The sequence below is a fragment of the Streptomyces phaeolivaceus genome (assembly GCF_009184865.1).
In the GTDB taxonomy this organism is placed as follows: domain Bacteria; phylum Actinomycetota; class Actinomycetes; order Streptomycetales; family Streptomycetaceae; genus Streptomyces; species Streptomyces phaeolivaceus.
In genome coordinates this window covers 3,220,295-3,240,217 of record NZ_CP045096.1, presented here as the reverse complement: position 1 = coordinate 3,240,217, position 19,923 = coordinate 3,220,295, and the positions used below count along the sequence as shown (strand labels likewise).

17 protein-coding genes are annotated in these 19,923 nt (G+C 67.9%); 8 read left to right on the top strand and 9 right to left on the bottom strand.

Going from position 1 to position 19,923, the window contains the following annotated elements:
* Positions 1-554 precede the first annotated feature (554 nt).
* Positions 555-1,418: a helix-turn-helix domain-containing protein gene (locus F9278_RS15045; protein ID WP_152168791.1), complete on the top strand. Its 864-nt coding sequence runs from the start codon at positions 555-557 to the stop codon at positions 1,416-1,418.
* A gap of 81 nt (positions 1,419-1,499) precedes the next feature.
* Here F9278_RS15045 and F9278_RS15040 read toward each other — a convergent pair whose 3' ends face one another.
* The 3 genes from F9278_RS15040 to F9278_RS15030 are packed head-to-tail and all read right to left on the bottom strand — an operon-like array spanning position 1,500 to position 3,764.
* Positions 1,500-1,961 (bottom strand): NUDIX domain-containing protein, encoded by a 462-nt coding sequence (locus F9278_RS15040; RefSeq protein ID WP_152168790.1) that lies wholly within the window; start codon positions 1,959-1,961, stop codon positions 1,500-1,502.
* Positions 1,962-1,963: 2 nt separating this feature from the next.
* The gene (locus tag F9278_RS15035; protein WP_152168789.1) at positions 1,964-3,247 is read right to left on the bottom strand and encodes an MAB_1171c family putative transporter; all 1,284 of its coding nucleotides are present in this window, start codon (positions 3,245-3,247) and stop codon (positions 1,964-1,966) included.
* Positions 3,234-3,764, bottom strand: coding sequence for a hypothetical protein (locus F9278_RS15030; protein ID WP_152168788.1), 531 nt, complete (start codon positions 3,762-3,764; stop codon positions 3,234-3,236). The genes F9278_RS15035 and F9278_RS15030 overlap by 14 nt, the downstream gene beginning before the upstream one ends.
* Before the next feature lie 710 nt (positions 3,765-4,474).
* Here F9278_RS15030 and F9278_RS15025 point away from each other — a divergent pair.
* The 6 genes from F9278_RS15025 to F9278_RS15000 all read left to right on the top strand — a co-directional run bounded on the left by F9278_RS15025 (position 4,475) and on the right by F9278_RS15000 (position 13,102).
* A complete protein-coding gene (locus tag F9278_RS15025) occupies positions 4,475-5,266 on the top strand; it encodes an MmyB family transcriptional regulator (protein WP_152168787.1) in 792 nt (263 codons plus the stop codon).
* 609 nt (positions 5,267-5,875) lie between these two features.
* The gene (locus tag F9278_RS15020; protein ID WP_450372093.1) at positions 5,876-7,108 is read left to right on the top strand and encodes an IS701 family transposase; all 1,233 of its coding nucleotides are present in this window, start codon (positions 5,876-5,878) and stop codon (positions 7,106-7,108) included.
* A gap of 902 nt (positions 7,109-8,010) precedes the next feature.
* Positions 8,011-8,739, top strand: coding sequence for a hypothetical protein (locus F9278_RS15015; RefSeq protein ID WP_152168786.1), 729 nt, complete (start codon positions 8,011-8,013; stop codon positions 8,737-8,739).
* A 603-nt stretch (positions 8,740-9,342) separates the two neighbouring features.
* Complete coding sequence (locus F9278_RS15010) at positions 9,343-11,178, top strand: hypothetical protein (protein ID WP_152168785.1); 1,836 nt, start codon at positions 9,343-9,345, stop codon at positions 11,176-11,178.
* A gap of 503 nt (positions 11,179-11,681) precedes the next feature.
* Positions 11,682-12,548 carry a hypothetical protein gene (locus F9278_RS15005; protein ID WP_152168784.1) on the top strand — a complete coding sequence of 289 codons (867 nt, stop codon included), beginning with the start codon at positions 11,682-11,684 and terminating at the stop codon, positions 12,546-12,548.
* A gap of 128 nt (positions 12,549-12,676) precedes the next feature.
* The gene (locus tag F9278_RS15000) at positions 12,677-13,102 is read left to right on the top strand and encodes a hypothetical protein (protein WP_152168783.1); all 426 of its coding nucleotides are present in this window, start codon (positions 12,677-12,679) and stop codon (positions 13,100-13,102) included.
* On the opposite strand, the gene F9278_RS14995 is transcribed toward F9278_RS15000, so the two are convergent.
* From F9278_RS14995 to F9278_RS14965, 6 genes are all read right to left on the bottom strand, one after another.
* A complete protein-coding gene (locus F9278_RS14995; protein ID WP_152168782.1) occupies positions 13,103-13,402 on the bottom strand; it encodes a hypothetical protein in 300 nt (99 codons plus the stop codon).
* Positions 13,403-13,465: 63 nt separating this feature from the next.
* Positions 13,466-13,684 (bottom strand): hypothetical protein, encoded by a 219-nt coding sequence (locus F9278_RS14990; protein WP_152168781.1) that lies wholly within the window; start codon positions 13,682-13,684, stop codon positions 13,466-13,468.
* A gap of 113 nt (positions 13,685-13,797) precedes the next feature.
* On the bottom strand, positions 13,798-14,412 hold the full coding sequence (locus F9278_RS14985) for a hypothetical protein (protein ID WP_152168780.1): 615 nt from the start codon (positions 14,410-14,412) through the stop codon (positions 13,798-13,800).
* 511 nt (positions 14,413-14,923) lie between these two features.
* Entirely contained in the window at positions 14,924-15,751 is an 828-nt protein-coding gene (locus F9278_RS14980; RefSeq protein WP_152168779.1) for a shikimate dehydrogenase, read from the bottom strand.
* Positions 15,748-16,593, bottom strand: coding sequence for a coenzyme F420-0:L-glutamate ligase (locus F9278_RS47060; protein ID WP_226966748.1), 846 nt, complete (start codon positions 16,591-16,593; stop codon positions 15,748-15,750). The genes F9278_RS14980 and F9278_RS47060 overlap by 4 nt, the downstream gene beginning before the upstream one ends.
* A 128-nt stretch (positions 16,594-16,721) precedes the next feature.
* The gene (locus F9278_RS14965) at positions 16,722-18,386 is read right to left on the bottom strand and encodes an IS1182 family transposase (RefSeq protein WP_193241490.1); all 1,665 of its coding nucleotides are present in this window, start codon (positions 18,384-18,386) and stop codon (positions 16,722-16,724) included.
* Positions 18,387-18,572: 186 nt separating this feature from the next.
* Between F9278_RS14965 and F9278_RS14960 the strand changes: the two genes are divergently transcribed.
* A complete protein-coding gene (locus F9278_RS14960) occupies positions 18,573-19,847 on the top strand; it encodes a helix-turn-helix domain-containing protein (protein WP_226966747.1) in 1,275 nt (424 codons plus the stop codon).
* Positions 19,848-19,923 lie beyond the last annotated feature (76 nt).

Sequence of the window (19,923 nt, the reverse complement as noted above, 5' to 3'; positions counted from 1 at the left end):
GTACGATTCTCCCTTGGTGTTACCACGCTGAGATGCCCCGCGGAAGGGATCAGCGTGGTGATGGTGGCGATGTCAGCCCTTGCCGGGGCGGATGGAGCCGTGAAGCGTCCGGCGTCCGGGAGTTGCCGCTCTCGGGCGCCGTCGCTCTATGTGGACCTACGAGGCCCGGAGCGCGAGCATGGTGCTGCTCCTCGCAATCCTCGTGCCGGGCAGGCTGCCCGGGTGACGACGAACATACGCACGACCCTGCGTCAAGATCCAGAGTTGGTTCTTAAACTCTGTAGAAGTCGCGCGACTGGGCGCGACGAGGGCCGGGCGATCATGGGCGGTCCTGGAGCTGGGATGCAGGGAACGCCGTGGGAGGTGGCGCCCCGTCCTGGGCAAGGGGTGTGAGTGTCGCTGCGCGCCAGCGGCTGCCGGGTGCACGTATGTGTCGGCCGGATAGCGTGCATGCCTTCTGGCCAAAACGATGGAACGAGAATATCCTCGTTTAGTTCATCGGGCAAGTGGCTAGAGTGGCCCCGCCCCCTGTCGGACCTGGAAGGACGTGTTGGATGCCGGCTCGCCGGTTTGACGCTGAGCGTCTTCTGCTCGCTCGCCGGGATGCCCACCTGAAGCAGAGTGACATCGGCCAGGCCCTAGGGGTCAGCGGGGCCCGCGTCAGTGCCTGGGAGACGGGGCGCTCGGCCCCCGATCCGGAGCGGCTGCCGGGGCTCGCCCAGGCGCTTGGGCAGGATCTGGATGTGCTGTTCCCCCGTGAGGGGTGGGCGGATCTCGCGGATCTGCGCGCCGATGCCGGATACTCGCAGGCAGCGACCCGGGAGCTGATCGGGACGCGGACGGCGGGTCCGGTTGCTGCTGCAGAGCATGGCCAGCGACGGCTTGCGCAGGAGTATGAAGAGCGCCTCGCTCACGCGTACGGAGTAAGCCGGGAAGCTTTGCGGCGCGCCCAGGAGCGGTCCTTCGGTATTGATGTGCCCGAGCCGGGCGCGCGGAGCGGGGGCACCCTGTCGGAGCCGAGGACCCTCGCCGACAAGATCACCTATGTGTTGGACCAGATGCCGGTGCGGCCGTCGGATACGGAGATCGCCGCGCGTGGCAACGCCATGATCGGGCGGCACGTCCTGACCGGGGACCTCGTGTGCGGGCTTCGTACGGGTCGGGTGACCAGCGTCTCCCCGGCGGCAGGGGAGGCACTTGCAGAGGCTCTCGACACCACGTCGCTGATGTGGTCCGAGGATGCCGATGTGCAGCGGATCATTACGGAAACGCTGGTACTGCGAGGGCAGATTGCCGCGATTGCCGCACGTGGCGGCGGCGAGGAAGGGCTGTCGGCGGAGCTGCTGGCGTTCGTGAGCCGCGAGGTCGGCAAAGCTGGTGAGGAGTTCCGGGGGCAGCCGGACCAGTCCGCCCCGTGACGGGCTGTTGCGTGGGTGGCTGAGGCGAGACTGAGGCCCGGGCGCCGAGGGAACGTTCCCTCGGCGCCCGGGCCTTGAGGGCTACAGGCGCACGGAGACGAACTCGGTCCGGCATTCACTGCGGGCGGCGAGAGCGGCCTGCCACACTTCGGTGAGGTGAGGGGGCATCAGACCAGGCTCCAGGCCGTGGGGCGGGCAGAAGCGGTATTCGCTCAGTTCGCTCTCCTGCAGGGTGATCGCGGCCTCGTCCTCGGCGCTCAGCACCCCGCCGTCGAAGATGTACAGCAGCTGGGCGCCTTTGGTCCCGAGCGAGAGCCAGGCGGTGACGAGCAGGCGGCCGATCGGCGGGGTGATACCGATTTCCTCACGGACCTCGCGGACAGCGGCGTCGTACGGCGTCTCACCCAGGCCGATCTCGACCCCGCCGCCGGGAAGGTTCCAGTGGTCCTTGTAGGTGGGGTTGACGATAAGCGCGCTGCCCTCGTTGTTGAAGAAGAGCGCGGCGGCCGAGGCATTCAGGGTGGCAGGGCGTGGGGTACTCATACTCAGTTCCTGGTGAGGTGGGAGGCTGGCGTGGTGGTGGGTACGAGAAGCTTGGTGGCCGTATCTGGGCTGGCCCGACGGTAGGCGTCGGCGACACGCAGCAGCCAGGAGACCTCGGTGGCGAAGTCGGACCCTTCTGTTTCGAAGGCGGTCGGTGCCCCGGCCGGGTGGTTCAAGGTGGTCAAGGCCGCTTTGATCCAGTACGCCTCGGCAACGGCATCGGCGTCTGCTCCGGTGTGGCCTTGGGATTCGGCAAGCTGCCGGGCCCGCACGAAGAGGTCAGCCGGGGCGCGCCGCCGCAGTTGCTGGATGCTGTCCCGAATTTCGGTCACGTAGCGGCCGAGCCGGACCTGCGGGGTGACGAACTGGGAAATGACGTCCCGGGCCGTGTTGAAGAATGCGGCAGCTCGGTGTCCGTCCAACATGTTGCTGGGCGCGTACAGAGCGATCCCGTCCAAGGCGACGGCGAGATCACGCCACAACGGATACAGGCCGAACACGTCCTTCGTGCTCTGGATCCGGCCGATGAGAGCCCGGGTCGCGGGAGTGATCGAGCCAAGTGCCCACAACAGGAATCCTGCGTACAGCAGGCCATCGGTGAAGTTCTCCTGCTCGATGGAGGTCGCGAGGGATACGGGGCGGATGGTGGTCACGACGACATAGGAGATGCGCACAACGGCGTAGACGGCCACCAGCGCCATACCCGAAGCCATCAATGCCAGCCCGATCCGCAAGGCCCACCGGTGGGCGTGCCGTGCGGCCCTGCCCCACTGGTATCCGCAAACCGCGGCGGCTGCGGCGGTATAGAGGTAGAAAAGGCCCATGTACACGGCCAGGCCCGGCTCGCCGGCGTGCCGGCCCATGAAGTACGGGCTGTCCGCGGCCGTCTTCGACCGGTCCAGAGCGAAGAAGAAGACGCCGGCGAGGCACAGAATCGTGGCGAGCGAAGTGCGGGCCGCTGCGCGTCGCACCACCGAAGTGATGCGGATATGGAGGGCGGTGGCGTCCTCGCTGCTGTAGACGTCCGTGACGTAAGTCAGCAGCACGCATATGCCTGTGATCCCCAGAACGTGCTTGAGCAGAGTGGGCAGGTCGTTGACCCCGAGCACGTCGATCACGGCGCGACCGGCATCGGTGCGCAGGCACCAGGACAAGGAGAATGCGGCGAACGCGCCCCACAGAGAGCGTGCGCGGCGCCGTCCCAGCAGAGCGGCGGGGATACGGATGACGGCCTGCAGGAGCAGGAGCGCGATGATCAGCGAGACGATCGCATCAGCGACGGACATGGTTCTTCCAAGGAGCGCGGGGGCGGGGGGCGAAGCGGGGTAGGGAAAAGTCCTCGTCAAGGTGCCGGAGGGTGGCGTCATCGGAATAGTCGGTTGCGTAGGCTTCCTGGAGCAGAAGATCGGTCAGCATCTCGGCACGCAATTCGGCATGGGAGTCGTAACGGTGGCGGGCCATGACCCGGCCTGCGCTTGTCAGTCCGCGCAGAGCATCGGACGGAAAATCAGGGATCAGCCCGGCCAGTTCCTCGGGGCCGGCCTCTACATCGTCGTCGCACCACAGATGAGCCAACTCGTGGAGGATGATCCGCAACCGGTGAAATGCAGTGGTGCCGTCCACGAAGAAAATCAAATCGACTGGTGCATTTTTCAACTGCAGGCAAAGTCCGCAAACGTCGGTTTGAGCCAGCAGGTAGTCAGGGATAGGCACCAGCTTGATCCGCCGACCGCGTTCAGCCTCGACTGCGGCGATCAGCCGCTCCAGGCTGAACGGCCGGGGCAACGGCATCTGCGCCAGCAACGTCCGGCATTCCTCGCGTACGGTCCGCCGACTGACCCTTGCCTCAGACGTTTCCTTACCCGCCCGGCAGCCTGGGTACCAGCGCCAGCCGCCTCGCCCTGGAGACCACCACATCACGCTTCCTCTATCCAGCCGTAGGTTCGTCGGCCCTGTCAGCTGCGGAGAGAACGGCGGTGAGACGGGCCGAGCCCAGTGCCGGTGCTGTGGCGCAACGCCGCGCACACATCCGAAGCTCCCCCCCGTGGCGTTGACCCGAGCGCTCGTGGCCGCCGCCGCTTCGGCCTGTACCTCCGGGGGGTCCGGTCAACCTTGTGCTCAAGCTTGGTGGGGTTGTGCGCTGGGGCGGGGCCGATTTCGCACGCGCCTCCGCTGGTCGTAATGGAGCGGGACATGAAGATCCTTTACAGTGAAGCCAATGAGGAACGCGCTGCAGGAAATCGATCCAGCAGGAGTGCCAGTGACCTTAGGGCCGTAAGGCGACGTCGCAGGTTCCCGGCACCTCAGGGAATCCTCAAAATGAGAACTGGCAGTTCCCACCGCCCGGACTGGACCTTCACGTTCGAAATCACGGACGGATTGATTCGGGTCAACTCCCTTGGCTGGGCGTCGCGATGGGGTGAGGTTCGATCTTTGATGGAATGTTGAATGAAATGGTTCTGTGACTTGAGTCCCAGCCGTGTCGTTATGTGATCGTTATGGGTGAACGTGGAGTGCAGTCCCCGCTCGTCACCCGCACCCTGAAGCGGGCGCGGGCGCGACGAAATCCCTCGGACATCGCGGGCTTCGAGGCCGTTTTCGGGTGCCGATCCCGTCTTGGCGTCACTCAAGCCGAGACGGCGCATCTGGCCGGCGTCAGCCGCCGCTGGTACAACGCGCTGGAGGCCGGCAGGCCCGCCAACTACAGCGACGCCTTCCTGTATTCCGTCCGCCGTATCCTCGATCTCAACGCAGAAGAGTGGGATATCGTCTACCGCCTCACGCGTGGGCATTCCCCCGCGGCGGCGCCGGTCGTCCTCCCCGATGGATCGCTGCCCGATCCCATCCGTACCCTCGTCGAGCAGAGTGCCACGTGGGCCGTCTATCTCAGCGATCACCGCTGGGATATTCTGTCCTATAACCCCATGACGTTGGAGTACTTCCCCTGGATGAAGTACGGCCTCAATGTCATGGAGTGGGCTCTCACCTGGCCGGAGGCCCGCGCCCAGCTCATTAACTGGCAGGACGAGTGGGCGTTACCCATGATTGCTCAGCTTCGCGTCCATGCCGAACAGTGGCGCCACGACGAACGCCTAAGTGCCGTCATTGAAATTGTCCGTGCGAATCCCGAGGCTCGCAGGCTATGGGACTCGCCCAGTCTTCCCGCCATCACCCACCCCGTATCAGGTCAACCCCGCCGCCTATATTTGCCGCGGCAAGGTGGCAGGGAGTTCGCCATTCGACTCATCGCGCTGACACCGATGGAGTTGCCTTCCTGCCGTATGATGGTCATCATCCCCGCATAGGGTCCGCGCTCACCCAGCACCCTTCTGGCGGGCCAGGGCGTCGCTGGGCATGGAGAGACGCTGCCGCGAAATGCGAAAACGGCGCGGCTTGCATGAGAGGCGATGACTCAGGGGAATCTGAGCATCCCGCGGATCCGGGGTGGCCTCCGGCTCGGCGGTGGCGCCGTCGTCCGGAGCTGGCACCGTATCGACCCGCCGGCGGGCGATTGCCCTCTCCTGTCATTCCTGCTCGGCCGCAGCCAGCTCGGCCTGGATGCGGCCGGCCTCCTCACACGGCCCGTCGACTCGACGCCGAGCGGCGAGCTCGTGCTGTTCCAGCAGTCCAACAACCGACGGCATCCGCGACCTCCCGGGGAACGACGACCCGACACCGCGACCACTCTCACGGAACCATCACACCTATCCCCGACCAGCGGAAACGCGTGGATCACGTCCGGAAAGACAGCACCTTCTGAGAAGCACCCCCGAAAGTGGGGCCCTGGCGGTACAGAGTTAGCCGTCTTCACCGCCAGGGCCTCCCCGTCCACCCACCACGTAGGGACTGAGTCCCAGTACTACAGCCGTGACTCGTTCCCGTGTCCGGTCCGTGTGTGACGCGTTGTCCGGTTCGTGGATACGGAACGGGCGGTGCTGGTCTGGGCGGGCTGGTTCGATGACTTCTTCGCCTCTTTGGCGGGGGTCTTCGGGCGGGTCGAGCCGCGCCGGATGGCGATGTCGTATGTGAAGGCGTTGATCGCGCCGGTCGAGCGGAAAAACGGCTGGCAGATCGCTGAGCATGTCGGGCACGCGACGCCGGACCGGGTGCAGTGGTTCCTGGCGCGTTCGACCTGGTGCGCGGATCAACTCCGCGACGCTCTGCGGTTGTTCGTCGTGCAGTTCCTGGCCCGCCCGGACGGGGTGCTGGTGCTGGACGAGACAGCGTTCTTGAAGAAGGGCCGGATGTCGGCCGGGGTGGCCCCGCAGTACGCCGGGATCACCGGGCAGATCGAGAACTGCCAGGTCGCGGTGTTCTGTGCCTACGCCACCGACACCGGCAGGGCGTTGATCGACCGCGAGCTGTACCTGCCGGCCGCATGGTGCGAGGACGCCGGTCGCTGCCAGCTCCAGCGCATCCCCCGCCCCCGCGCGAAGGCCGTGGTCACCAAGCCCGAACTGGGGCGGCGCATGGTCGAACGGTGCCGCCGGGCCAGGGTCCCGTTCGGATGGGTGGCCGCCGACAGTGCCTACGGCCAGGACCGCAAGCTCCGTGCCGCCCTCGAACGCCGCCGCATCCCCTACGTCATGGCCGTCCCGGTCGACGAGACCGTGCACACCCGCGGCACCGGAAACCTGCGCGTGGATGCGTTCGCCGCCGCCGTCCCGCTCCTGTTCGAGCGCCGCTCGTGCGGAGCCGGCGCCAAGGGGCCGCGCTCCTACGACTGGGCACTGGCCGAGGTCACCTGGCCCGGCGGCGCCGAGGGCGGCCCCCGCCGCGGCTACGTCCATCTCCTGCTGGTGCGGCGCTCGGTCACCGACCCCACCCGGATCGCCTACTTCGCCGTCCACGCCAGGGCCGGCACCCCGATCGGCGAGATCGTGCGCGTGATGGGCCTGCGCTGGAGTATCGAGGACTGCTTCGAGACCGCGAAGTCCGACTGCGGCCTGGACCACTACGAAGTCCGCACCTGGGACGCCTGGCACCGCCACATCACCCTGTCCATGGCCGCCCTCGCCTTCCTGACCATCACCGACACCCGCACCCGCCACCTCCCAGAACCCGACAGCACTGCCGACCTGCCCACGCCGACCGATCCGGCCAGGACCTCCGAAAAGGGGGAACACCGAGGGCTGTTGAAAAGCTGATCCGCTACACCGCCGAAGAGATCCGCCGCCTGCTCAACCGGCTCCTCTGGGCCACCGCACCCCCACCGCCGGCAACCGTGATCAAGCAGTCACGCTGGCGCCGCACCCACCAGACCCGCGCACAACGCTGCCACTACACCACCCGCGACAGACGAGATCACGAGTCACGGCTGTAGTACCAGAAGGGGGCTTCGGTATGCCCTCATACAAAAAGAGAGCTGATGGCCACGCTAGTGGGAACCCACTTCGGAACCAAGGCGACTCACGCCTTGGTGCACGTCTTTCGCGCCTTTTGCCGACCCGTACCGCGCTGATCGGTTTCGTACGAGGAGACTGTCGGCGTCCCTCTCGATGCGGGTACGCCTCTGTTGCGGTCGACGTCCGACCAAGGCTTGGAGGTCTGGGCACACCTCGCTGTTCGCGTTCCCGGAAATCGCCGTGTCTGTCGGCACGCCCGGATGAATCAACTGTTCGGCGAGCCTTCGCAAGACGGTCCTCATGTGGAGAGGCACGGTTCTGGGGCACGGGCTTTACGCAGGTGGGCCTTGCTTCCTTGAGACCTACAGCTCCGCGTCTGCCGCAATGTCCGGGGCTCAGCCGTGCCCGTGCGGTGTGAGGCCGGGCGGGCACGGTGGACTGGGGGGAGCCGCTGGATCCCGGCCTGTGGCACGGCGGCGCACGGCCCCTCCTGGGTATCCTGTGCCCGCCGAAGCACTGGGAGGCCGCGCTCGACTTGAGCTCGCAGAGCGAGCAGGTAAGTTCGCGGAGTTCATCTTCTAGGCCCGCGCCGACCTGTCCAGCAGGAGCCAGCCCATGACCCCTCGTCCACCGGCCCCCGGTCTGGGGGTCTCAGAAGTCGCCGACAGGGGTTACTCGTTCGAGACCGCATGGAGGCTCGCAGCATGACGGAGGAACGTCTCGTGGTCTGGGCACAGGCGGTTCAACGCGCCGACGAGATCGCGGCTCTCGGACATCATCCGGCGGACTCGTGGGATGGGCGTGCGATTCGCGGCGTGCTCGCGGTGACCCTCTTGGTCCTGGCCACGCGGCAGAAACGCCCCGTTGAGGAAGTGGACACCGGAAGCGCGCTGTGGCACCTCGCCCAGGGGCCCACGATGGTGTACGAACTCGGCGACGGTTTGCAGTTGGCCGCAGACGTGACACGCGCCGAGTGGGCTTGGCTGATCCGCTCGTGGCCGAGGGAGCCCTCGCTGGCCAACAGCGACGGGATGCCGCGCGGCATCGGCCGTGGTTCGCCGCTTCCTGCGGTGGATGTGGTGACGCACTGGGCCGGTTCGGCTGTGCAGGCGGCGCTCGCAACTGAGCGGCCGGCAGGCTTGACACCACGCACGCGGGTACAGGTAATCGGCGGCGAGGACGAGGGACGAACCGGTGAGGTCGTCGCTCCGGCCTGGCTGATGGACGACGAGAACCGCACCGTCATGGCAGGGCCTCCAACCGGCTACGAGGTGGTCTTCACCATCCCGCCGGGGCAAGGCGTGGCGCGGCGTGCTGTGATGCCCATCAGGGACGGTGAAATCAGAATCGAGGCCCCGGGCTCGCACGGCGAGCACGTGATCATTCGGGCCAAGGACCTGGAACCCGAGGAACCTGTCTCCGCCTCTCAGTGATCATTGCCCCAGACCTCGGCAAGTCGGTCAGGCTCATGACGGTCAGGGCGGTCATTCGACTCGGTCGGCAGACGCGGCATTGTTGGCTGCCTAGACCGACCACGTGGCGAAGCCGGAGGCGGCCCTGTGGGACTTCGCCTGGACTCTCATGGCCCCCGAGCCGGCGGAACGTTGGTTGGCCAGTGGCCTGGCCGAGTCCGGGCTACGGGTGCCAGCGGAAGAGCAGGCCCCAGGGGCGGCTCAGGCCGCTGGAGCGGGTTTCCCTGGCCCGGAGACGCCGCCGTGATCTGACGCCGGACCACCTCGCGGCGTGCCCCGACTCGGGCAAGTACCTTCCCCGTCCGGCCGCCAGTCAGCGGTGCTGCGTGCTGCAGAAGCTTCCGTCCAACCGTTCGCGGCGGCCTCGGAGTCCCGGCCGCCGTGTTCCAGCCTGCCCGTCACAGCAGCCGTCCACCCGGCGCAGCCGGTATCCGGCAAGGGAGCGCTGTCACTAGAGATGGCCGGGCCGGCACCCCGGCCAGGGCCAGCAGCAGGCACGCATCAACGCCTTCGTGTCAGCAGACTATTTGAGCACGCGGGTGAGGAGCCGCCTACGATGCGTTCATGACCGAGGACACGGTGGCACGACGCTGGTCGGCCGCACACGCGAAGGTTCGCGAACTCAAGATCTACGGCTATGAGAAGGAGAGGGCCGTCGCTCTCATCTACTACCTCATCGCCCTGCAGGCCGACCGCGAGGTGGACAGCGTTTCCCCGTACGAGGTCCGATACCGGCTCGACGACCTGGTCTCCTTGCAGCAGGACATAGTCCAGTTCCTGGGCGGACCCGGACACTCCGCTGAAGCCGTGACGACGCCCAAGGCCGTCTCCGCCATCCGGCATGCGTGGTCGGTGGCCAACCTCACGCGGCACGAAATGCTCGAAGACGTCGTGCCGTCCGAGGCGGCCGACGACGTCCGCGGCATCGAACGCGCCACCCCGGACAGCCACTTCGAACACGCCGCCCAGGGACTTCGCGTGCACCTGGACCGCACGCTGCTGGAGTCAGCGGGCGGCATTCTCCTGTCGTCCACCGTGGAAGCCACGGCAGGCGTCCACACCGGGCGATCCGGCCGGGTCAACTCAGTCGCGTGGCCGATGGACCACGAACAGCGTGCGATCGGGCCGGTCCCCCTCTCCTTCCAGGTCGAGTTCAGCGATACCTACGAGGCGGCCGACATGGCCCCCGGCGAGCTGGTGATGCTGCCCGAGTGGGACCCGAAGTTCGTGGTCGTCCAAGCCGGCGAGCCGCTGCCCACCGAGTGGGCCGCCTGTGTCCTGCTGAGCGATACGGACGGGGAGCAGGTCTGGCAGCAGGAGGCGATCGACGCGCTGCGTGAGGGCTGGAAGAGCTACCAGCGTCTTGTCGTCCTCGTTCCCGAGCCTGCAGGCAGAAAGCCGATGAGCGAGGAGCACGACGAGTGGATGGACCAGGCGTTTGCCTGCGCCGACGAGATCATCGCCCGGGTGCCGTCCACCGGCCCCCTCCCGCCCAGGCTCCTCCCGAACCGGGCCACAGACGCGCGCGACGTCCCCTTCCGGCTCACCCTCCTGCTCACGTGTACCAAGGACTCCTCAGGTCTGCGCTCATGGGCCCGCCGCAACAGCATCCCGGTGGCCGCCGCGCCGGCCGAAGCCGCCGCCACCGTCCTGGACCGCATCCGCGGAGGGATCGAACGCAAGGGCGGCTTCCGCCAGGTCCCCCTGGTGGTGGCCCGTACCAGCGGCTTCGTCGACTGGCACCGGGCACTGCGCGATGCACGCATGACCCTGGAGGCCGCAGACATCCAATGGGTCCAGCACGACGACACCGCCGAGCCTTCCGTCACCTGGTGGGCGATGAGCGCCCGGATCCGGCACCCCGATCACCACATCACCACCGAACTACTCGTCACCCGCGCCAGGGTGGTCAGCATCGTCGCGTACCGCAGCAGCCCTCGCTGGACGGACAGCGAAGTCGTCCTGGTCGAAGGCGACAACAGTCTCTCCGGCGCAACGAACTACGGGCTGGAGAAGACCAAGTTCCTGCACCTGCCCACCGCCACCCTCGACCAGTGGGCGCCGGGAGGCACCGCAGCGATGACTGCGCCGATCATGCAGCGGATGCTCGGCCTCAGCGTCGAATCCGAGCGTGTCCGCCCCTTCCGCGAGCGCAACGACTCTTCCCTCCTGGCCGCCACACGCGTGCTGGCCGCTGTCAAACTCACCGACGAGGAATTCGACCAGATCAGGCATACCCCCACCAACAGCGGGGACGGCAAGCCGCCCACGGTCATCTGCCGCGTCGCCGACCTCCTCGCGCACCCTCTCTGCGACTATGCCACCATCGGCGCCGTCACCAGCGCGATCGCACCCACATCCCCGCCCCCGTTCGGCAACCTCCATCCCGAAAACCGCTGACCACAGAAGCCAACCAGGACCGGCCGCCCCATTCGGCGGAGAGCGCTCAACGGCGGGATGCAACCCCCGGCCGGCCATCCTGACCAAGACCGGGGAGAGACTCACGCGATGCCCAGTACATGAAGATCAGCGACATCCGGGGCATGACCTTTCAAGAGCTTTAGCGCGCCGAAGAACTCCACGAGCCCTGGCTGGTATGCAGCGGGACACGACGCGCGTGAGGAACTGGGCCGGCGCCACCCGGAACAGGTCGCCGCTCTTGTCGCGGGGGCCACGTCGCTCTGCGCCCCCGGAACGACCCAGCTCCACAGGGACGTAACTCCCAGGTCCCGGGGACAGCTCGTCCGGGAGCTCAAGGCCGCGCTCACGGAAGACAGATGGCACCAGCTGCTCGAAGCCCCGTAACGCGCGCTCCACGCTCTGACCACGAGCGCGGCTCAGGCCAGGGTCTTGCCACGCCCCGCTGATAGCGTTGGCCAACACGGCCTTGGAGGGTACGAGTTGTGAACGATCTGATGGAGCAGCTTCCGCGTCCGATGGTGGAGCGGATCGGGCGTATGAGCGGCATGGCGCTGCGGAGCATCATCGCGCTGATCGACGAGCAGCCAGACACCTTCGCCGCCCTCGTGGAGCGGATCGGCACCTGGGACGACGATCCGGGCCGGACCCCGATGCCCTTGCCGCGCTACCAGTTCGCCATCCGGGAGGCGCTGCGGATCGTCAACGACGCTCTCACCGCCATCGAGGAGCGAAGCCCCCTGCCCAACGAGGTCTTGGTGGAAGGCGCGTGCGACCTGATCAAGCGGCTCGCGCCCGCCCAGTACCGCGAAGACGCTCTGGCGAAGATGGCGGCCTTCCCAGCCGGGTCGGAGCCGATGGACATCTCCGGTGGCGAGGACGCCGGCCCCGTGGACTTCGTCATCGCCGCGGCGGCGGGCGCATGGCTGTGCGGCGGGGCAGGCGGACGCATGGCGACGCTGGAGAACATCCGGCTGATGCTGCTGCAGCAGGTCCGCAACGCGGAGAGCACCGCGACCGGCGCCCCCGAACGCGAGCGGGTAGACCAGGTCAGCGACGAGGACGCCCTCGCACTGCTGGCCGATCTGTACGACGAGGACTACGCTCACCTCATCCCCGGCCCCCGCGAGCGCGGCCCCTGGGAGTGGGACATGCTGGCCGTCCTCAAGACCCACCTACTTGAGACCCCCGCGGATGCCACCAGTCCCAACCAGGCCAAGGAGCTCAAGACCAGGCTCCTCACCGTCCTGCAGGCCGCCGCTGCCACACAGAGGACGAAGCCCTCAGTACGCACGGTCGGCAAGCGGACACAGCCCAAACGAACGCCGAAGCGGAAACGGAAGGGCAAGTAGAAGGAGGCGGAGACTCCCGTGAACCCGACCGACACCGATGCCGAGGCACCCGCCGAGCACGGGCGACTGCGCCCCCGTCTTCTCCCACATCGATACCGAGGGCGACGCGCATCCATACGGGCTTCGCGGTGATCGTGCTCTGGGCCCTGTTCGGGGTCATCGTCGCCTTGTTCGTCGCGGCCGTCGTACGCGGAGCTGTACGCGCGGCCCGGGTCTCGATCCGGCAAGATCTGGTGTCGCTGGGGGAGATGCAGCAGCTCACCGGCGCGCTGGCGCAGATGACGACCAGCGCCTATGCCTTCGCGGCACCTCTCCTCAAGGAGCGGGAGTCCTGGGTCGGCTGGCTGTGGTGGCGTACCCGGATCGGACCAGACGGGAAGACCCAGCGGGACATGGGCTGGGCCCTGACGTACCGGCGGGCGCGGAAAGCCGCCGGGATACCTCTTGACTGGCGTCTGTTCGACGGCAGCGAAGTCGTCGTCGTCCCCCGGGACGCACGGTTGCCGGAACCAGCCACCGGGGAGCCGAACGGCGCTTCCTCACAGGAGCGTTGACTACCCGACGCTCGGCACGCTCAGCCAGGATCTGAAGCTGGTCACGGAGCACCGCAGGGACAGCGCGATCACCGTGCCTTGTCCAGGGGGCAGTCGGTGCCCGGTCGTCATCTGCACGAACTGCTGGTGCGTCTCGTGGGTGTGGATCCGCAATCCTGTCGAGGGTCTGAGCCCCGTTCGCGTTTCGTACAGGGACAACGACCGCTTCTGCAGCTCTCGCCACTGCTTGGCCTCGATCAGGTCCGCGCAATGCGCGCACGCGTACCAGGGCGTGTCGTTGAGGCCCCTGGTGGTGGACACTTCTCCTGGCCGGAGTCCTGCGATCAGACCGACCCGGGTTTCCACGGGGAGGACCTGGTAGAACTAAATGGCCTGGATGTCCGGATCGCAGAAGTCGCACTGGTGGAGGATCTCGCCCCAGACCGGCTCGACCTCGTGTCCGGCCGTTGCCTCGCTCCGCCGGTGCCGGAACACCTGCGTGACCATATGGCCGTCGGTCAGTGTTCCGGCATACGCCTGTTGCCCGCACCTGCCGAATGTCAGGCGTTGGTCGTCGCGGAGTACCGTCGTTCTGTCGTCCACGGTTGTTGACGATAGCGACGCTCAGGGCGTATGCGATTGGTGGTCTGGCTGGGAAGGGACTTCGAGCCCAGAAGCCGTCGTCACCTTGCCCCGTTCACCGCGTCTTGCGGGGCTCAGTCCTCTTCGCCGAACACGGCGGCCAGGCGCGCTGCTTGGTGTCGGTGCTGCTCGCCGAGGAGGACGTCGGCCATCATCACGCCGCGTTCCCAGTAGGTGCCGGAGTCCTGGGCGAGGGGATGGCAGCGCCCCTGGTGAGGGCTGCCGGCGAAGGTGGCGACGTCGATGACGATCTCGCGCGCGGCACAGCGGATGCGGTCCCACAGCCCTCGTTCATCGGGGTGGTCCGAGCGGGCGGCGTTCAGCAGCCGGTGTACTTCCGCCTGGCCGGGGCCGGCGGGGACGGAGGTGTTCTCCAGGGCGTGGTAGGGGTGGCGGCGCAGGGTACCGGTGACGCCTTCCTCGCCCGGTGCGCCGAGGGGCACCAGATGCAGTTCCTCGTCGGGCAGCGCGAAGTGGTCCATGCGTTCGTGCAGGGCCGCGGCGATGAGGACCACGATCAGCGGGCGGTCGTCCCCGTGGAAGGCCGCAATCTCGGCTTCCGTGGGTTGAGTGCCGTCGGTGCGAGGGCGCTCGATGTGTCTGGCCATGAGTAGATCGGCCCAGGCCAGGCAGTACTCCCAGCGTGAGCGGGGCAGTTGCTGGGCCGGGTTCGGCTCGGCGGCGGTCACTGTTCTACCATCCCTTCGGTGTGCGCCAGTTGTACGCTCGCGCACGTCAAGTCCCCTCCCGCTTACCGGCTTCCGGATAAGGCTGGGGAGTGAAAGCGACCGCCGACCGGACTGTGGCCCCACGACGTTCCCGTCCGGGCGGCCATGCGCGTGTCGGACGCCTCCGGTGGGACGGCAGGTGCGGACGGGGGGCCGCACAGGGACGAGAGTAGTCCGCACGAAGCGTGGGCGTCCGGCTCGGTCGCTCCCCAGGGACACAGGACTACGGCGTACCGGGGCGTCAGGGCCCTTGCGCGGTGCCGAGCAGGTCGCCGTGTTCGAGGGCCGCACGCAGGATGGCAGACTGGCGGGCGATCTGGTGTGAGGGCGTGCGCGGTGGTGTCCGGGCAGGGTGTTCTCGGCGTCGGCGCCTGGATCGCTCCCGCGAGCAGAGCACAGAGTTCACGCAGCGCCGCAGACTTGTCTGCTCTCTCCGGAGTTTGATCTGCGGCTATCACTTTGGCGGGCTTGGTCAGACTCGCCCAGCCGTGCGGATCTCGTACTGACCGGCCAGCAGCATCTCGGTGACCGGAGCAGGGGAGCGCCCGGTCTGGAGGGAAACTTGTCGGGCGGCTTGGTGGAGGAGCATCGGCAGCCCGCCCACTATGCGCCTCCCGGCTTTCTGGGCGGCGTGCGCGAAACGGGTGGGCCATGGACGGTAGACGACGTCCATGAGGGTGCCCGTGCCGCGTGTCCACTGCGGTGCGAGAACGTCCGCGGCGTGAGGTGGCAAGGCGGAGATGACGAGGTCGGTGGCCAGGTGGTGACTGGCGGCTGTCCATGGCTCGACGGTGGCTGTGATGGCGAGTCGTTCGGCCGTTGCCTTGAGGAGGGAACTGGCCCGGTTGGTGTCGCGGGCGATCACGACTGCCTGGTCGCAGCCCAGTTCGCGCGCGGCGGCGAGAGCCGTGCGGGCCGTTGCACCAGCGCCAAGGACGGTGACGCCAGCGGCGGTTGTCACGCCCGCCTCGCGCAGTGCCTGCACCATGCCGTACAGGTCGGTGTTCTCTCCGGCGAGGCTGCCGTTCGGCGTCACGACGATGGTGTTCGCCACACCGAGCCGCTCGACTGCTTCGGACACCTCGTCCAGGAGCGGGACGGCGGTCTGTTTGAGGGGCATGGTCAGCGAGAAGCCGCGCCAGCTGTCGTCGAGTGTGCCCAGGAAGCGTGGCAGGTCCTGAGGCTGGCATTCGATCGCGTGGTAGGTCCAGGGCAGCCTCATCGCTGCGTAGGCCGCCCGGTGCAGAACGGGCGACAGCGCGCCGTCGACCGGGGCACCCAGCAGGGCCAGCCGTGTCACGGCGCGTGGTGGAGCACGGCGGCAACGCCTTCGTCGCCGCGCTCGTAGGCGATGCCCCGCACCACGGCGACGGGGGCGCCGCGTCCGCGCTGTCCGAGGATCAGGCCGGCTGCCGCTGCCACCAGGTCGGTCAGGGTCTCCTCCTGCCGCTTGGTTTTCTGGCCGGCCTCGGCGTGCTCGGTGACGCGCAGTGGCGTGATGCCCGCGGCGCCGATGCTGATGACGGTGGCGCCCCGCCGGTCGGCGCGTCCGTCGGAGTCGGCGATCACCACGGCGACGGTGACGCCGGTGGACGCGGTCTCCCCGCCATACGGGTGCCGGAGCGTGGTGAACTCGCCTCCCTCGGGGAACATCCCGTGATCGGCGACCACCTTGCCCAGCACCTCGCCGCTCGCGTTGTACAGGTGCGGCGCCCACCCCATCGCCGGCAGGTCCTCGGTGAGCGCGAACGCCACGGTGACCGTCGACTTGATGGAGTCCAGGTGCAGGCCCTGGAAGTCCCCCTCCCGGTAAAGGACGACCGCGCCGCCGCGGGGCACCAGACGCGGGATCCCGGTGTGCTCGCGTACCGCCGACAGCAGCTCCTTGTCGTACGCCAGAGTCTCCAGGGCCGGTCCGGGCTCGATGAACGCGCAGTGCACCGGCGTCGCGAAGGACCCGTCGCGGTGCGCGGCCGTGTGGTCGTGCACGTGCGGCGTCGCTTTGTCCAGGCGCTCGGCGGCCTCCGACTTGATCGCGGTGAACCTGTCCGCCGACAGGACGTCGGGGATGACGATGGTGCCGATCCGATTCCATGCCGCACGCCGCGGACTCTGCTGGGCCGGGGCTTCGGTGTTCTGCATCACGAGGAGACCTCTTCCCGTCGAGGAGTCGCCAGGGGCCGACTGGGCAGCCCTCATGACGCTTAGTCAACTCCCGTACGTGGTAAGTCCCCAGTGAGCGACTCTGTCGGGGATCTTGAGGACGGGCGTCACTTCCCTTGGCGCCACCACAGCGGCCGGGGTAAGTCGCGTGCGTCGAGGTACTGCTGGAATGCTGTGGGAGGGCGGGGCCGGTACGAGCTGTCGGCGGGTTCTTGAAGGCTCAGCCGCTCGATGTTGATCGCGAGTGCGGTCAGGACGTGCTGGACGTGCGTCTTGGCCAGGCCGCGGTAGCGGCACCGGCGTCCGCGGTGGCCGTCCGCGAACTCCTCGATGGTGCCCTCGGCCCCCGAGCGCCGCCTGTAGAGCCGGCGCCAGTCCGCATCCTGCTGATCGGCCCGGTTCTTGACCTGGAGTTCGTACAGGCGCCGTGTCGGGAAGTACAGGCTGCGAAACCGGCCCGGAGTGCACTTGGCCCGCTCGGGGCAGCGGCCGCACTGGCGGGCGTCGAACCGGACTGTGACCTTGGTCGGCTCGACTGTCGGCAGGTCCTGCCAGTTGCCGCTGACCTGCCCGTTGGGGCAGGTCACCTCGCGCTGGTCGAAGTCGATGATGAAGTTCTCCCGGCCGAAGCCGTCCCCTGCCCGGTGCTGCGGGGTGGTGCTGGGCGGAAGCGGCCCGATCAGGGTGACGCGGTGCAGGCGGGCGGCTTCGTCCATGCCGGCCACGGAGGTGTAGCCGCCGTCGACCAAGTGCCGATTCGGCAGTAGACGCCGTCGCCTGAGGCGGGCGTGGATGCCGGGCAGCGCCTGGCTGTCCGCGCTGGAGACGGCCGTGGCCACGTCGGTGATGATGTTGACCCGCTTGTCGTCGCAGGTCTCGGTCAGGTGCACGAGGTAGCCGGTCCAGCGTGTGTCACCGCGCATGGTGCAGCGGGCCTCGGTCTCGTACGGGGATTCGATTCGGACTCGGGAGGGCGGCTGGCCGTCGCGTTTCGTGCGCGGCCTGAACCGCCCCTTGGCATCCACCAAGAAGTGCTGCACCAGGATCGTTCGGAGCACGTTCGCCTGCGCCGGAGCGCCGCCGGGGAACCGGGCGTCGAGACGGTACAGCAGTTCGCGGGCGTCGTTGCCCACCTGCTCCAGGCGGGCGACGGGGTGGCTGGGCTGGGAGCACAGGCGAACCGGCCGGCCGTAGCGTTGGGCCCATTCGGCGGTGACCAGCTCGTCCAGCACCTCTGGCGCGTCGCGGGCCGCCTCTTCCAGCACGGCGCGGACCGCCTCGCACGCCAGCTCCAGGCGGGTCAGCTCCCGTGCGGCGGACAGGACGTGGGTGGAGTCGGTGCGCTGCGTGACCCGCCCTTTGAGCAGGCCGGCCCGTCGGATCCGGGTGAGTGCGAGGCCCAGTAGCCGGTCGGCGCGGTCGCCTTCGGCGAGCCGGTCGCGGAAGTCGGACAGGACGCTGTGGTGGAAGCCGGGATCGTCCAGGTCCAGGCCGAGGGCGTACTTGAAGTCGATTCGGCAGCGCACTGCCTCGGCGGCCTGGCGGTCGGAGAGGTTCATCGCGTACTGCAGCACGCAGACGGTGGCGAGTTGGGCGGGTGAGAGCCCAGGTCGGCCGTCACGCGGGTACCAGGCGGTGAAGTCCTCGTCGCTCCAGAGGCCGTCGAGGCGGTCGCGGATCCACATCGCGGTGGTGCCTTTGGGGTTGGCCGCGCGGGCAACCCGGGCGGTCAGCGGCGGGATCTCGGCTCCGGAGTGAGGCTGGAGGGACACATCGGGCTCCTGGGGAACGAGGGCGGAACGTTCCAACGAGCCTGACGCAACGTCACGATCGTTAACTGCCCATCCTCAAGATTCCCGACAGAGTCGCTCAGTGCCACAAGCGGTGCCAATTTCCTGGCACCCCGGGGCCGGTCGAAGGCCCACCCGCGCGCGTCGACGACGTTTGGGAGCAGGCGGATGATGGCACCGGACGGGATAGGGAACCTGCTGCGCAGCAGCCGTGAGCAGGCGAATCTGACCCGAGAAGAGGTCGTTCTGCGCATCGCCGAGGTACTCGGCGAAGACTTCGACCCGGACAACCTCAAGCGATGGGAACTCGAAATCCGGCTCCCAACCAAGCGATACCACAGCAGTATTGAAGAGGTGCTCGGCATCCCCGTCTCGGAGATCGTCCGCACCAGGGCCATCTCGAAGGCGTACCGGCTGCAACAGAAGATGGCGACGAGGCAAGACGGCCAGGAGGTACCGCCCGTGAAACGACGCGTATTCATCACCGGGACACTCGCCGTGGCCGGCACAGGAGCACTGGCAGGACTCGCTGAGGCACACGAGGGCATCGACGCTGCTCTCTCGGGGTCCAGCAACGCCGCCGACATCGCCTACCTGGAGTCGGTCTTCGAGCGGAACACCGGCGGCTACCGTGGACGCGACCCGCAACGGGTCCTTGGGCAGATGCAAGACGACCTCAAGCTGCTCGGCCAGGTCCTGGACCGCCCGCACACCGCCCGGGACCGAGCCACGTTAGTGCGGACCGCTGCCGGGATCACCGGCCTGGTCGCGATCATCCAGCACGACATCGGCGCACAGCAGGGAGCCGAGAGCTGGTTCACCACAGCGGCCCGCGCCGCCCAGGAATCCGGCGACCGCCACATGCTCGCTTGGGTCCTGGCCCGCCACGCCATGGTCGGCCTGAACTACGGCGCACCGTCCTCGGCCGCACGCCGCGCCGCACGTGCCCAACGCGTAGCTGGCACCACGCCCAGCGCGGCAGCCGCACTGGCCTCCGCCGTGAACGCAAGGGCCCTCGCTGGCCTCGGCGACCGAAACGGCGCACGCAAAGCCGTCGAACAGACCCAGGACATGATCGAGCAGCTGGACAACATCGCTCTGGCGGACAACTGGTTCGGATACCCGGCTCAGAAGCACAGTGTCCACCTCTCCCAGGCGTACACGCTGCTCGGCGACACCATTTCGGCCCGCGCCGAGCAGGAAGCCGCCCTTGCCCTCACCGACTCGCCCTCCGTCATGACCCGCGCCCTCCTGGCCCTTGACCACGCGCAATGCCTTCGCATCGACAAGGCCCCCCAGACTGCGGCGGACATGGCAACCGCCACGTGGAACAAGCTCCCGACGGGCTACCGGACCGGGCTGGTGCAGACCCGGGCCGAGGCGCTGCGTGACGCCCTCACCGGCCGGCCCCGCGCACGACTCGCCGAAGCTCTCAGCGCCTGAACACGAGGCAACCGGTATTTCCGGGCAACCTGCCGCAACCGACACCGCCTGGAGGCATCAGCGACTACGTTTCCGA